This is a genomic window from Puniceibacterium antarcticum, assembly GCF_002760615.1.
In the GTDB taxonomy this organism is placed as follows: domain Bacteria; phylum Pseudomonadota; class Alphaproteobacteria; order Rhodobacterales; family Rhodobacteraceae; genus Puniceibacterium; species Puniceibacterium antarcticum.
In genome coordinates, this window is the sequence record NZ_AWWI01000099.1 from 1 (window position 1) to 13,452 (window position 13,452).

The 13,452-nt window shown below is 62.0% G+C and carries 16 protein-coding genes and 1 pseudogene; all 17 read left to right on the forward strand.

Annotated elements, in window-relative coordinates; all coding sequences use genetic code 11:
* Positions 1-246 (forward strand): annotated as a pseudogene (locus P775_RS13555) (head maturation protease, ClpP-related); the annotation flags it as partial.
* On the forward strand, positions 246-1,556 hold the full coding sequence (locus P775_RS13560) for a phage major capsid protein (RefSeq protein WP_099911488.1): 1,311 nt from the start codon (positions 246-248) through the stop codon (positions 1,554-1,556). The pseudogene P775_RS13555 and the gene P775_RS13560, both read left to right, overlap by 1 nt.
* A 57-nt stretch (positions 1,557-1,613) precedes the next feature.
* On the forward strand, positions 1,614-1,949 hold the full coding sequence (locus P775_RS13565) for a hypothetical protein (RefSeq protein ID WP_099911489.1): 336 nt from the start codon (positions 1,614-1,616) through the stop codon (positions 1,947-1,949).
* Positions 1,946-2,242: a head-tail connector protein gene (locus P775_RS13570; protein ID WP_099911490.1), complete on the forward strand. Its 297-nt coding sequence runs from the start codon at positions 1,946-1,948 to the stop codon at positions 2,240-2,242. The genes P775_RS13565 and P775_RS13570 overlap by 4 nt, the downstream gene beginning before the upstream one ends.
* Positions 2,242-2,583, forward strand: coding sequence for a phage head completion protein (locus tag P775_RS13575; RefSeq protein ID WP_099911491.1), 342 nt, complete (start codon positions 2,242-2,244; stop codon positions 2,581-2,583). Before P775_RS13570 ends, P775_RS13575 begins: the two co-directional genes overlap by 1 nt.
* The gene (locus tag P775_RS13580) at positions 2,580-3,041 is read left to right on the forward strand and encodes an HK97-gp10 family putative phage morphogenesis protein (RefSeq protein ID WP_099911492.1); all 462 of its coding nucleotides are present in this window, start codon (positions 2,580-2,582) and stop codon (positions 3,039-3,041) included. Before P775_RS13575 ends, P775_RS13580 begins: the two co-directional genes overlap by 4 nt.
* Positions 3,042-3,044: 3 nt before the next feature.
* Positions 3,045-3,431: a tail completion protein gp17 gene (gp17, locus tag P775_RS13585; protein ID WP_099911493.1), complete on the forward strand. Its 387-nt coding sequence runs from the start codon at positions 3,045-3,047 to the stop codon at positions 3,429-3,431.
* A 2-nt stretch (positions 3,432-3,433) separates the two neighbouring features.
* Positions 3,434-3,871 carry a phage tail tube protein gene (locus tag P775_RS13590; RefSeq protein ID WP_099911494.1) on the forward strand — a complete coding sequence of 146 codons (438 nt, stop codon included), beginning with the start codon at positions 3,434-3,436 and terminating at the stop codon, positions 3,869-3,871.
* Between the two features lies 1 nt (position 3,872).
* On the forward strand, positions 3,873-4,205 hold the full coding sequence (locus P775_RS13595; protein ID WP_099911495.1) for a GTA-gp10 family protein: 333 nt from the start codon (positions 3,873-3,875) through the stop codon (positions 4,203-4,205).
* Positions 4,206-4,234: 29 nt separating this feature from the next.
* A complete protein-coding gene (locus P775_RS13600; protein ID WP_099911496.1) occupies positions 4,235-4,522 on the forward strand; it encodes a hypothetical protein in 288 nt (95 codons plus the stop codon).
* 125 nt (positions 4,523-4,647) lie between these two features.
* Positions 4,648-6,585, forward strand: coding sequence for a hypothetical protein (locus P775_RS13605; RefSeq protein WP_143520904.1), 1,938 nt, complete (start codon positions 4,648-4,650; stop codon positions 6,583-6,585).
* Positions 6,582-7,259 (forward strand): hypothetical protein, encoded by a 678-nt coding sequence (locus tag P775_RS13610; RefSeq protein WP_099911498.1) that lies wholly within the window; start codon positions 6,582-6,584, stop codon positions 7,257-7,259. Before P775_RS13605 ends, P775_RS13610 begins: the two co-directional genes overlap by 4 nt.
* Positions 7,256-7,843 (forward strand): hypothetical protein, encoded by a 588-nt coding sequence (locus P775_RS13615; protein WP_099911499.1) that lies wholly within the window; start codon positions 7,256-7,258, stop codon positions 7,841-7,843. The genes P775_RS13610 and P775_RS13615 overlap by 4 nt, the downstream gene beginning before the upstream one ends.
* Positions 7,840-8,280, forward strand: a complete 441-nt coding sequence (locus P775_RS13620; RefSeq protein ID WP_099911500.1) for a DUF6950 family protein — start codon at positions 7,840-7,842, stop codon at positions 8,278-8,280. Before P775_RS13615 ends, P775_RS13620 begins: the two co-directional genes overlap by 4 nt.
* Positions 8,273-10,357, forward strand: coding sequence for a phage tail protein (locus P775_RS13625; protein ID WP_099911501.1), 2,085 nt, complete (start codon positions 8,273-8,275; stop codon positions 10,355-10,357). Before P775_RS13620 ends, P775_RS13625 begins: the two co-directional genes overlap by 8 nt.
* Before the next feature lie 18 nt (positions 10,358-10,375).
* Entirely contained in the window at positions 10,376-12,796 is a 2,421-nt protein-coding gene (locus P775_RS13630) for a sialate O-acetylesterase (protein WP_099911502.1), read from the forward strand.
* A gap of 143 nt (positions 12,797-12,939) precedes the next feature.
* Positions 12,940-13,398, forward strand: a complete 459-nt coding sequence (locus P775_RS13635; RefSeq protein ID WP_099911503.1) for a hypothetical protein — start codon at positions 12,940-12,942, stop codon at positions 13,396-13,398.
* Positions 13,399-13,452: the final 54 nt, after the last annotated feature.

Here is a 13,452-nt window from a genome sequence, read left to right on the forward strand (position 1 = left end):
CTGCCTGCCGATGCGCTGGAGACCGGCGGCAATGATGCGCCTGCGCAGGCGCTGCGGGCCGAACGTCAGTTCGATCTGATCGCGGCGCGGTTCGGTCTCAGTAATTCCGCGCGGCGCGAGCTGCTGCGCGGGCTCAAGGGGGGCAAGCCCGGCGCTGCCCCGGACGACATGCCTGGCGCTGTCGATGTATCGCAGGGGCTCGCCGAGCTGCTGCAGGATCTCAAATCTTTCGGAGTATCAAGCTGATGACTAAAGCAATTCTTTTGAACGCGGCGAGCCTTGCCGCGCATGCTGCTGCCGTGCCTGCGGGTGTGCGCGGCGCGCCGCGCATGGATGCGGGCGGCAATGTCGAAAAACTGCTCGGGCAGGTGCGCCAGGAACTCGAGCGGGTGAGCAGCGATGTGCGCAAGGTGGCCGAGGATGCACTTTCGCAATCCAAGCGCAACGGCGACTTGACGGCGGAAACCAAGACCACGGCCGACAAGGCGCTTGCCGAGTTTCACGGGCTGTCTAATGCCATGAGCAAGCTTGAGGGCCAGCTCGAAGGGCTGGAAACCCGCAACAAGGATCTCGAGCAGCATGTGGCGGCAGGTCTCGGGGGTCGCGGGTCTGCGCCGCAGACCGTGGGTCAGGAGATCGCCGCGAGTGACGATCTCAAGGCATGGGTCGGTCGCGGTGTGCAGGGCTCGATTGTCCTGGCGCCGCAGAATGCGATCACCTCGGCATCAGGCTCGGGGGGTGGCCTGATCTGGCCGACGGAGGATCGCACGCCCGCCAACCTGCCGCGCCAGCGCTTGCCGATCCGCGCGTTGCTGACCCTGGCAACCACGGAAAGCGATGTCGTGAAATATGCGCGGCAGGTTCTGCGGGATGACAATGCGGGCATGACAGCCGAGGGCGCCGCCTCGCCGGAAAGCTCCTATGGCTGGGAGCAGGCCGAGGCCAATGTGCGCAAGATCGCGCATCACACCAATATCTCGAAGGAAGCGCTTTCTGACAGCGGTCAGCTGCAGGGCGAGATTGACGGCGAAATGCGCTATGGGCTTGATCTCAAAGAGGAGCAACAGATCCTTTCCGGCGACGGTACCGGGCAGAACCTGCTGGGCCTGCTCACATCCGCCGAGGCGTTCGCGGCCTCGGCTGGCCTGCCCAATGCGACGCGGATTGACCGGTTGCGCCTCGGCCTGTTGCAGGTGGCGCTTGGCAACTATGCCGCCAACGGTATCACCCTGCATCCGATTGACTGGGCCGGGATCGAACTGCTCAAGGATACGCAGGGCCGTTACATCTTTGGCAATCCGAACACACAATCCACGCCAGTCCTCTGGGGCCTGGATGTGGTGCCGACGCTCTCGCATTCTGCGGGTGAGTGGATGACGGGCAATTTCGCGATGGCGGCGACACTCTATGATCGTCAGCAAAGCGAGATCCTGATTTCGACCGAGCACGGCACCAACTTTGTCGAAGGCCTGGTCACCATGCAAGGCAGCAAGCGCCTTGCCATGGCGACGAAGCGCAGCACGGCCCTTGTGACGGGCGATTTCACCTTCGCCTGAGCCTCGCGCGGGGCAGTCCAGGCCTCGCGCACCCTTTCACGTTAAGAGGAGGGCGCCATGCTCTTGAAACTCAACCGGACGCAGACGACTGCACTTGGCCAGTTGCGCGCCAATGTCATCTATGACTTTGACATGCGCAAACGGCGACACAAAGAGGTTGCCGACACGCTGAGCGCGCGCAAGTTCGCCGCGCCTGCGACGAAAAAGGATCTCGAGGCGCAGAAAGGTGATCTGGCGGCGCGCCAAGCTGCAGCCATGGCCAAGGGGGGGGCGCTTTCGCCCGCGCTGTGCGAGGCGCTGCTGATCGAGGAACAGGAGGCGGCCGAGGCCAAGGGCAAGAAAGCGGCTGCGGCCAAGGCCGGGGCGGACGCCGAGGCGGGGTCGGGTAAGTGAGCCAGGTCACGCTCGACGACATCAAGCGGCATGTGAATGCGGTCGAGTTCTCGGTGGACGATCCGCTCCTGGGCGATCTGCAGGCGGTCGCCGAGGAATTCGTGCAGTCCTACACGCGCCGCAATCTCGATGAGGAACTGCCAGGCGCCTGGCCGCTTGCCTGCACCATGGCCGTCAAAATGCTGGTCGCACTCTGGTATGACAACAAACGCGACGGGGTCACGGAGGGGCCAGCGACGGAGATCCCGTTCGGCATCCGCGATCTGCTCGCGCCGCACAAGGATCATAGCTGATGGCGGTCAGTGCGATCTCTCTTGACCGGGCGCTGCAGATCCGGCGAGCAACCCTTGCCGATGATGGTTATTCCAAAACAGAGGTTTTCGCCGATTTTGGCGCGCCGATTCGAGGCGGCAAGGTCGAGGTGAGCGACGGCGAGCGCTGGCGTGCAGCACAGGTGGGTGCCTCGATCTCGGCGCGTTTTACCGTGCGCCGCACGGAATTCACCGTGCAGCTCGGGCCGCAGGATCGCATCCTGTGCGAGGGGCGCGAATACGAGATCACCGGCATTCGCGAGCATTCGCAAGATCCACGCCGGTTCTATGAAATCGCCGCGACGGCCGAGATCACATCATGAGCGTGACGATGAGGCTCGAGGGCTTTGCCGAGCTCGAGGCCGAGCTCAGGAAGCTGAGCAAAGGTACGGGCAAAGGTGCGTTGCGGCGGGCTTTACGCAAATCAGCGCAGCCGCTGGCCGACAAGATGGAAGCCGGGGCACCCAAGGATGAGGGCGAGTTGCGCGACAGCATTGGCGTTTCAACCAAGCTTTCGGCGCGCCAGCGCAAGCTGCACCGCAAGGCGGTGCGTGATGACAAGGCAAGCGTGGAAATGTTCGTCGGCGCGGGGCCCTTGCCGCAGGCGCATTTGACCGAATTCGGCACGTCCAATCAGGCGCCACAACCCTTCGCGCGCCCGGCCTGGGACAGCGATCAGCAGGACATGCTGAACCGCCTGAAAGCCGAGCTTTGGGCCGAGATCGAAAAGACCGTGAAGCGGGCTGAGGCACGCGCGGCGCGGGCAGCACGGGGGCGGTGAATCATGGAACTGGAACTGCGCGCGCTGTTGCTCGGCTCGGCGGCGATCACTGATCTCTGCGCGGATCGCATCAATTGGGGCGTGCATCCGCAGGGCGCAGAATATCCGGCGCTTGTGCTGAACGTGATCGGCGACATGCCGGGCGCGACGCTGGCGGGCAGCGACGGGCTGTTTGTCGGGCGGATACAAATCGACGCTTACGGCAACACCTACGGCGCTGCAGCCATGCTCGGGCATGTGGTGCGCGATTTGCTGCATGGCTATGCGGGGGGGCACTTTCGCGGGGTCTGGCTTGATGCCGGGCCGCGCAGCGGGCGTGAAAGCGGCGAGATCAATGCCGCGCGCCCGTTTCGATCATCACTTGATTTTTTGACAAACTGGAGGGTTTGAAAATGCCACGCACAAAGGCAAACACGGGCTATGGCTCGAAATTCGGGATCGAGGGCGCCACGCCCGGCGACTATGCCGATCAGGCCGAGGTGACGCGGATCAAGCCGATTGGCTTTTCGCGCGATGAGGAGGACGCGACGCACCTCCAAAGTCCGGACATGCTCAAGGAATTCATCGGGGCGATGCTCGAGGCAACGCCCTGCGAATTCGATTTCAATTGGGAACCTAAGGCGCCCGATCCCATGATGGACGCCTTTCTCGCCAAGTCCGGCAAGTATCAGATCACGGCGCCCAATGGCGTCAAGATGCAGTTCGAGGGGTTTTTCCTGACCTATGAGCCCGGCGAACTCACAAATGGCAAGATGACCGCCACGGCGACGATTCGCCCGCACGGCTTGCCCGTCCTGGTCCCGGCGGCAGCGCCGGGGGCGGGGGCATAACATGGCAAATCGTTTCAAGGGGGAAGTCACGGTCAAGGCGGAGGGCGCAGAATACACCCTGCGGATGGATTTCAACGCCCTGGCCGAATTCGAGTCGCTGACCGGCATGAACGGGCTTGATTGGGCACAAAATGCCGAAACAGGCGACGCCTCGGTGCGTGACATCATCACGATGATGCAGTGCTGCCTGTTGCGCCATCACCCCGAGGCGTCGCGCCGGGATGCCGGCGATATCATCAGCGAAGATACGGGCGCGCTCATGCGCCTGTTTCAGGCCAGTGCGCCCACGCAGAAAGAGTCGCCTTATCAGAAAGACACGCCTGCGGGAAAGTAGGGGGCGGCGCGCCGCTCACGCTGTTTTCGATGCTGTCGGCGTATGTCTCGGCGGGTCTGCCGCCGGGTGAGTTCTGGGGCCTCTCACTCTGGGAATATAATGCGCAGATGCGCGGCGCGCATGATCGCCTCGAGCGGGAGCAGGACGGCCGCGCCTGGCTTGCCTGGCATATCGAGGCGTTGCACCGCCAGGAGCGCCTGATGTCGCTCGCCGAGATGACGGGGCGCACAGAAACGCACGGCGCGCCGCAATCCGATGAGGATCTGCAAAGCATGTTCGACCTGCTCGCGACCGCGTGGGGGGCGCGCACTGACTAAGGAACAACACTTTGGCACAATCTGTTATTGGCGCGCTGCGGGTCAATCTGGGGCTTGATAGCGCCAATTTTGAACGTGGGGCGAGCCGCGTTGACGCGCCTCTCTCGCGAATGAGATCTCAATTCATGGCTGTGTCAGCCATGGCATCGGGACTTGGGGCAGCGCTTGCCGCGCTCACCATTGGCGTGGTCAATTCCGCGCGCGAAATCAAGAATTTCGCGGCGATCTCGAACGCGCCTGTCGATGTTTTTCAGAAATGGGCGGCTGCGGCAGAGTCGGTGGATATCGGTCAGGACAAGCTCGCCGACATTCTCAAGGATGTGAATGATCGGGTCGGGGATTTTCTAAGCACCGGTGGCGGCCCTATGGCCGATTTCTTCGAAAATATCGCGCCAAAGGTCGGGGTCACGGCAGAGCAATTCCGCAAGCTCAGCGGGCCGCAGGCCTTGCAGCTTTACGTCTCCAGCCTTGAGCAGGCAGGCCTGTCTCAAGGCGAGATGACGTTTTATCTCGAGGCCATGGCATCCGATCTGACCAATCTCGTGCCGCTCCTGAGAAACAATGGCGCGGAACTGGATCGGCTGGGCGGGCGTGCCGCACAATTTGGCGCGGTTCTGTCGGGTGAGACCATTGAAGCCATGAAGGGGGCCAAAGCATCGCTTGGCGAGGTTGCGCTTGTGTTCAAGGGGTTCGCCTACCAGATCGCGACCGAGATGGTGCCGGTGATAACGGCGTTCGCGGATGGTTTCACCTCCCTGGCGGTCAAGGGCGGACCGCTGAACACGCTTTTCACGTCGCTCGCGCAAAACATTCTCAGGATTTCGACCTATGTCGGCACGGCCGCGACCCTGTTCGGCGTGCGCTATGTCGCCGCCCTGGTCGCGGCGCGTCTTGCCACGCTGAGTTTTGCGGGGGCGCTGGCATTCCTGCGCGGTGCGCTGGTGCGCACCGGCATCGGCGCACTTGTCGTAGGGGCAGGCGAGCTGGTCTATTGGTTCGGCCGGGTCGTGACGGCTGCGGGCGGCGTCGGCGAAGGGATCAGCCGCATCTATGATGTTGGCAAGGCTACGTTCCTGGCGGTTGGCAACACCGCTTGGGGGCTGCTGGAAATCATGGCCGGGGTCGCCTCGGCAATCACCGGATCCTTTGTGCGCGCCTTCGCTGAAATCGCAAAGAGCTGGGATATGCTGGTGAACGGCATGGCGGGTGCCTGGAATGCGCTCGCGGAAAGTTCCTTTGGCTCGACGCTCGGCATGGGCTCGCTCGGCAGTTCTGATCTCGGCGGTGCGATGGGATCTGTCGCGGATGGTCTTTTCGACAGCGCCGAGAACAGTATCGTATCTGGCGGTGAGCGTATCAAGGCAGCGGGTCAATCCGTGGCGGACGCGGTCGCCGCATCGCTGGTGCCGATCAACGGCGCGGCGGGCGATCTTGAGGATGGCGCCGCAGCGGCGGATCGCCTCGCCGGGGCGCTGGACGGCGTGGCCGAGAGTGCAGGCGGTGGAGGCAAGGGCGCCAAAGGCGTCAAGAGCGGGTTAGCCGCGCCAATGTCTGAGGCGGCCAAGGCGGCAAAGTCTGCAGGCGAGGCGATCCGCGGGACCATGACCGACAGTTTCAAGGGCGTGGTGACACAAGCCATGACGATGGGCGAGGCGCTTGCCAACGTGTTTTCCAAGATCTCCGACATGATGCTCGATTCGGTCGGCAATGCGGTGTTTTCGGGGATCTCGAGCTCTCTCGGCTCGATGCTCACGGCAAGCATTCCGGGCTTTGCCAATGGCACAAATTCCGCGCCTGGCGGCATGGCTTGGGTCGGTGAACAGGGGCGCGAGCTGGTCAACCTGCCGCGCGGCGCACAGGTCATCCCCAATCACAAACTGGGGCAGGGCGGCGGCGGTGGCGCGATGCGCGTCGAGGTGGTGCCGTCGGACTATTTCGACGTGCGTGTGAGTTCGGTGAGCCGACAGGCGAATGCGCCGATGATCCAGGGGGCCGCCAAATCGGGGCAGGTGTCACATGGCGCGCGATCCGAGCGCTATTACCAGCGGGGCACCATGACATGAACCGCAAGATCATCAATATTCCGCCCGATCTGATCCGCTTCACCTCCGTTGATTGGGATATCGACTGGCGCGGCCAGTCCATCGGCGGCAATGACGGGGTGGATCAGGTGGTTTTTAACCGCTTTCCGCGCTGGATCGGATCCCCCGACATGGTGCTGCCGGGCCCGCAGGCGGCGCGCTGGCGGGGAATCCGGGCGGCGGCGCAGGGGCGCAGCCATGTGTTGCGTGTGCCGATGATCGACCCTGTTGCTTATGACCGCCTGGCCAATGTGCCGCGCGATGTGCGGGAACGCGGCCTGCCGTTCTCGACGGGGGAACGCCTGTCTACCGGCTACGGCTTCACCTATGACGCGGCGGTCAATGCGGTGGGTGATGCGCCCAAGGGTGCCGAGCTCCTGCAGGTGCGGCAGGGCACGCATCTGCGCCCGGTGGTGGGGCAGATCATGAGCGCGGCGGATCTGCCTTTCATTGTGACAAGCGTGCGCGATCTCGGCGCCGGGGATCTCGAGCTCGGGGTGCAGATGCCGCTGCGTGCGGCGATCAAAGCCGGTGATCGCGTAAGCCTGTGCGGTTGGGGCCTGTTCGAGCTGGCGGGAGATATGAGTGCGCGGCCGGAATATGGGCTCTCCCGTGTGGCGCGCCCGAAACTCGAACTTGTGGAGTGGCTACGATGAGCTTTTACGGGGAGGATCTCGATCCGCGCGATGCCCGGATCTACTGCCTGCAGCTTGCCAATATCAACACGCCGGACGGTGATTTCGGCTTCATCGTTGGGGCTGATGGCGTGTTCGAGGACATCACCGGCAAACGCTGGGTTGGCTCGCAGCTGATCCGGCCGGGCGATGATGAGTTTGCAATTGATGGCGTGGCACCCACAGGGTCGCTGGCGCTGTCGTTCTTTCAAGATCCCGACGCACCGGACCTGGTGGCGCAGGTGCGTGCGCTTGGGTCTCAGTATATCCAGGGCCGCAAGATCCAGTTCTTTGTGCAGCCGGGGCGCGAGATCGCGGATTTCTATGCGCCCAAAGTGGCGCCGCGTCCGGTCATGACGCGCATCATGCGGCGCATCATTTACAACCTCAACGACGCGCAGGATCGCTCCCTCACGCTGACCTATGAAAGCGCGTTCGAGGGCCGCAGAACGTCGCGCCGCCTTGTCTACAACGAAACAGATCATGGCCTGCTGATCGGGGCGCGCGATCCATCGCTGCGCCAGATCCCGACACAGAATTTTCAAGAGGAGCCCCTGTTCGGATGACACCGCTTTACGCTGAACTTCACCGCTGGGCATCGCTGCCGTTCCTCTGGGGCGAAAGCGACTGCTGCCTTGTGGTCTGCGATTGGGTCGAACGGGTGACGGGCATCGATCCCGCGCGCGATCTGCGCATGACATACGACTCTGCAGGATCGTGCCAGCGCGAAACCGGCTTCCTGCGCGATCCGCTGCGCATCACGACGCAGTGCATGGAAGGCATCGCGGGCCTGGCGCGCACGGCAGCGCCTGTCGCGGGGGACGTGGGGGTGATCAAGATCCTGCTCGAGGGGCAGGTACGCCCCGTCGCAGCACTCTGCCTCGGGCCTGCAGGCTGGGCGGTCAAGAGCATCCAGCGCGGCACAACCACGCTTGCGCCGTCGCATGTGATCGGGGTGATGCGTGCCTGGTCAGTGGGCTATTCGGCGGGTTCTCATGCGTAAGGCGCTGTTCATCGCAGCACTGCTCGCCACGACCGCGCTCACGCCAACGCCTGCCAAGGCTGAGCCGGTCTCGACCTTCATCGCAGCCGTCTCAAGCACCTTCGCGGCCGCCGGGGCGGCGGTTGGGCTCTCGGCAACGGCTGCCGCCACCTTTGGCGCTTATGCGACGCAATTTGTGGTCGGCCTCGGCCTCTCGGCGATTGCAAACGCCCTGCGCCCGCGTCCCGAACTGCCGAAACCTTCGGCGCGCATGGTCAATTTCGCGCAGGCGCTGACCTATCAAGAGCGGCTCTATGGGCGCGCCCGCAAGGGGGGGCCGTTCGGGTTTTCGGGCTTTGCGAACAAGAAGCGGATCTATTCTGTGATCATCGCGGCGCATTCGACGCGCGGGCCGGTGTCGCACTGGCTCGATGAGCGCGAGGTCGAGATCAACGGCGCAGGACTGGTGCAGACAGATCCGCCGGGCAAGTATATGGCGATCCACCCTTATACAGGCCAGCCGGGGCAGGCGGCTGATCCTTTGCTGATGGCCAACTTTGCATCGTGGACGCCTGCGCATCGCATGACGGGGTTGAGTTATGCAGTCATCAACGCAAACCGTGTTGCGCAGAAAAGATACGCCAAGGTGTATCCGACCGGCCGCGAGCCCGCCTATAATCCCGTCTGGGATGGGAACGACCGGATCTATGATCCGCGTGACGGGCAGTTCCGGTTCACGCGCAACCTCGCCCTCAATTGGGCGCATGAGCTGGTCGAATATCAGGGGCTCGAGGTCGATTGGGATGAGGTCGCACTTGAGGCGGATGTCTGCGATCAGCCGGTGCTGAACGCCGAGGGCAATCTGCAACCGCGCTGGCGCCTTGATGGAACGATCTCGGATGACATGGATTTCGAGGATATCCGCGCGCAGGTGATGGCGGCGAGGGATGTGTTCACGTTTGAGCGTCCCGATGGCAAGGTGGGTTTCCGTGTCGGTCGATGGATCGAGCCGACCGTGACGCTGAGCGAGGCGGATTTCGAGACGCTGCAGATCTCGGATGGTCGTGATCTTGGCGCGCCGTCGGAATTTGTGGTGCAATATCCCGAACCGCTGAACGATTGGCGCGAAAGCCCGTCCGGCGCCTGGATCGAAGATCCGAGCGCGCGGCGCAATCGCGAGGAGGCTGCGGCCTACCTGATCAGCAATCACAATCAGGCCAGCCGGGTCAACAAGCGCATGGCGCGCACAAAATCCGCGCAATACCGGATCTCGGGCAAGTTGAAATTCTCCGGCTATGATCTGATCGGTGAGCGGTTCGCCTGGTTCCGGCATTCCGAGCTCGGCCTCGCATTCCCGATTGAGATCGGCAAACTCACTTGGGGCGCGGATCGCTCGACCTTCGGGCTCGAGGCGGTCAGCACGGCCGAGAAGGATTTTGCCTTTGTCGCGGCGACAGAGGAGCCGCAGCGGCCGCGCTATGACCGCTCGACTGAGGTGAGCGAGGTTGCTCCACCTTCGGGGTTCACGGCCGAGCTCGGAAGCTCTGCGGGCGGGGCTGCCTTCGCGATCTGGTCGGTCGCGCCGCAGCCGGAATTCTATTTTCTGCAGTTCCGCCTGCGCTCGAGCGATGGGCAGACCTGGCAGATCTATGACGCGCCTGAAGGCGAATTCAGCGTCACGACGCGCGGGCTGGTCGATGTCACGACCTATGAGGGCCAGTTTCGCAATGTCGAGAACGGCCGCGCCTCCGATTGGGTGCCCGAGGTGCCGCTCACGCTCGAGGCGATTGCCAATCAGGAGCCGCCCGGGGCGCTCAGGGATTTTACGGTCACGCCGGAGCCCGGCACGGTCGAGATCTCTTATGTCGCGCCCAATGACGGGCAGTTCTACGCGGCCCGGATTTATCGCAACGAAACTGACACAGATTTCGCCTCGGCGGACCTCGTGCGCACGGAATACGGCATTCCGTCAAACGCCGACAGCTGGACGGATGCCGGGCTCTCGCCGGGCAGTTCGGTCACGTATTGGGCCGAGGCGATCAACAGCTCGAACGTGCCGGGCGTGCTCGCCGGGCCGTTGAGCGTGACAATTCTCTAAAATACAGGAGTGCCAAACATGGTCACGAAAACGCCGCGCGCGGTTTGGGCTGGCGCGGAAAATGCCGATGATTATCAGCCTCGGCCGGATGAGATCATTAAGCTTCATGAAGAAACGCTCGGCGAGATAGATCTTTCTGCGGCCGTGCTTTCTGTCGTTCGCTCAGATCTCGCTGAAATCCAATCGCAGGACCTGGATGCAAGGGCGGCGGCGCTTGAAGCGTTGGGGATTGAGGGCGCCAAGCCCAAAGCTGATGTTGCAGTTGCGACTACTGCGAGCATAAGCCTTTCTGGTGAGCAGACCATCGATGGCGTTCTGACCAGTGCCAGCCGAATCCTTGTAAAGCACCAAAGCTCGTCAGCAGCGAATGGGCTTTATGTTACCGCGGCGGGTGCATGGTCCCGCGCAACCGATATGGACGCTGCAGACGAGGTGCAAAAAACATCGGTCTACGTCACGGGTGGAACGGTAAATGCAGGCGCTACCTTTTACACTGGCTCCGCTGTCACAACTCTCGGCAGCGATCCGATTTTGTGGGTGAGGACGCAGAACACGAGCGGGCTGCAAGCTCAAGTCAGCGGCAAGGCGGCCAAATCCATTGTCCAGACGATTGGATTGCCGCCCGGTTCGGCCCCCGTGACCGGATCAGGAACGTCCGCCAGTACATATGTTTTTGGCGCTCCGGCAGGAGTAACAAGCAAGCTCGCGGCTCTTCGTTGCTTTGCTGTTTCTGCAGGGTTTGTCCGCGTCAAGATAATGGGCAAGGTCAGCAACACCTTCACGCAATTGGGAAAAGATCACATCATAAATGTGGATGCCGGAGTAAATGAATTTACGCTCAAGGATCTGCCCGAGATCATCATTCCGGCGGGTGCATATATCGGCTTTTACGGGGGGTCGTTGGGCGTCCCGTATGTAAACGCAGCGGCAGATAGCGGCGGGATGTATAATGCGACGGGAAACCTTTCGTCCTTTTCTGATGCCAGCGCGAATACATCCGGTCGGCATCAGATAGGCTTTGATCTGGTGGAATATGAGCAAGGCGATCATCTGGCAACGGAGGTCGAGGCACTTTCGAGCAGGCTGGGGCCGATATCATCCATCACAATCGGGTGCCCGACATCGCCAGTTTTGGGAAGCGCGACCGTCGCCGATCGGGTTTATGTCTTTGCCAATCCAGCGACGGCAAACCTGATCGGCAAGTCTCTGAATATCTTCACGGCGGGCTCTGGGACGGTGAAACTGAGGGCTTTTTCAAAGTCTGGCAACACGTTCACCTCGCAACGTGAAGTTTCCGTGTCCGTGGCTGCGGGTTTGAATGCGATTGATATCACGGATCTGGATTTCCGCGTTTACGAGGGTGAACATCTGGGGTTTTACGCGGGAGCCAATACCTACGTGACGGAATCCGGCGGGAATGACACGGCCTATGATGGGGGCTATTTCGACAATGCCTCAAGTGGCGGCGGCGACGATGACGGGTTTAGCGATACATCTGCAGCGACGGCCTTCAAGATGCAGCTCGGAATCGGGTTCCTAAGATACGCGGCGGATACCGTCGCGGGGATTATCTCCGCAAACCAAACTGCCCTGAGTGCAAGGCTTGCGGCGGCCGAGGCGGATATCGTTGGCATTGGCGCGGCCCTGCCGCTGCCAAAAGCTTTTGTCATTGTCTGGGGCGTTGGTCAGTCGCCAATGTCAGGCCGTGCTGATGAGCTCTCTCCTGTCGTGGTACCGACAGGCGCAGGCTACAAATACCAGCATTCGACCTTTGATCTTCAGCCGCTCAAGGACCCGACCGGCTACGATGCGGGGGCGCTGGCAGATGGCGGCAAGGGGTCCTTTGGACCGTCTCTCGGTTGCGCAGTCCACGCGGCGACGCATGGCAGGGTCGGGGTGATCTTTGTCAATACCGGCTATGGCGGAACGTCACTTTTGACCGATTGGGCAAGCTCTGGCACACGCTGGACGGCTGCCAAAAACCAGTTCGACAATGCGCTCGACGATATTCTTGCAAAGAAACTCAATATCGTTGGCATTGTCGGTCTTATCGCTCAGGGCGAAAAAGACGGTGATAACATAGATGCTGCAACCGGCACGACAAAGGCAGCTTACAAGGCGGCGTTCCTTGATCTGCATGAGCGAATGAAAAACCATGCGGGTTTGGGTCGCCTGCCACTGGTGGTGGTGCAGACGGGTGTCCGAAATGATGGCGATACGACCGGATATCAGCAAATCCGCGCAGCGCAGGGCGAGTTGGTAGCTGAAAATGACGGAATTTTCATGGGATATGCCGGTGCCAAATACTTCCTCGACCGTGGCCTGATGATGGATACCTACCATTACAATATCCAAGGCAATGATGAGATCGGTCACATCTTGAGCGAGACGGTTCTGCCGCGCGGCATGGGCCTGCGCCCGCCTATTCTCGACGAATGACAAGCGCTGCCGGGCACGGGCGGGGATCCGTATTTATCCGGCGGATGATCACGCACGAACTAAAAGGGAACGCGCATGGCTGAATTCATAGAGCGGGATCGTGAGCCGGTTCTGCAAGGGGCACGGCGGGGCGGCAACGGCAGATGAGCAGTAATCGACCCTATGTTAATCTGAGTACAATCGAGTATTGCGCCGCCTCTGGCGTTCTGGGCTGGGGGCTCTGGATACTGGTCTGGGGGCCGAATGCGGCGCTGTCGGCGCCAGCATTCGACAGCCTGCGGGCCATGGTCGCGCCCTGGCCAGCTTACCGCGCGTATGGCGCCGGGGCGGTGATGCTCGGCGCCTTCTACGCGGTGGCCATCGCGGTCAACGGGCGGCAAATGTACTGGACGCCGACAGTGCGGCTCCTGTCCTGCCTGCTCGCTGTCCTGTTCTTGTCAAACCTCGCGCTGGCGCTGGCGCTCGAGCAACCAAGCTCGACCGGCGTTTACACCTACGGCGCGCTTGCGATCCTTTACTCGGCTCTTTTGTGCGCAAACCTCAATCGCTTTGCCTTGTCTGCGCACATGATCTGGAGCCGGTTAAATGAACGGTATCGCTGAGACAATCGAGGCCGTGACCGACGCGTTCCTACGGCTTGGCCTGTCGAATTTCAT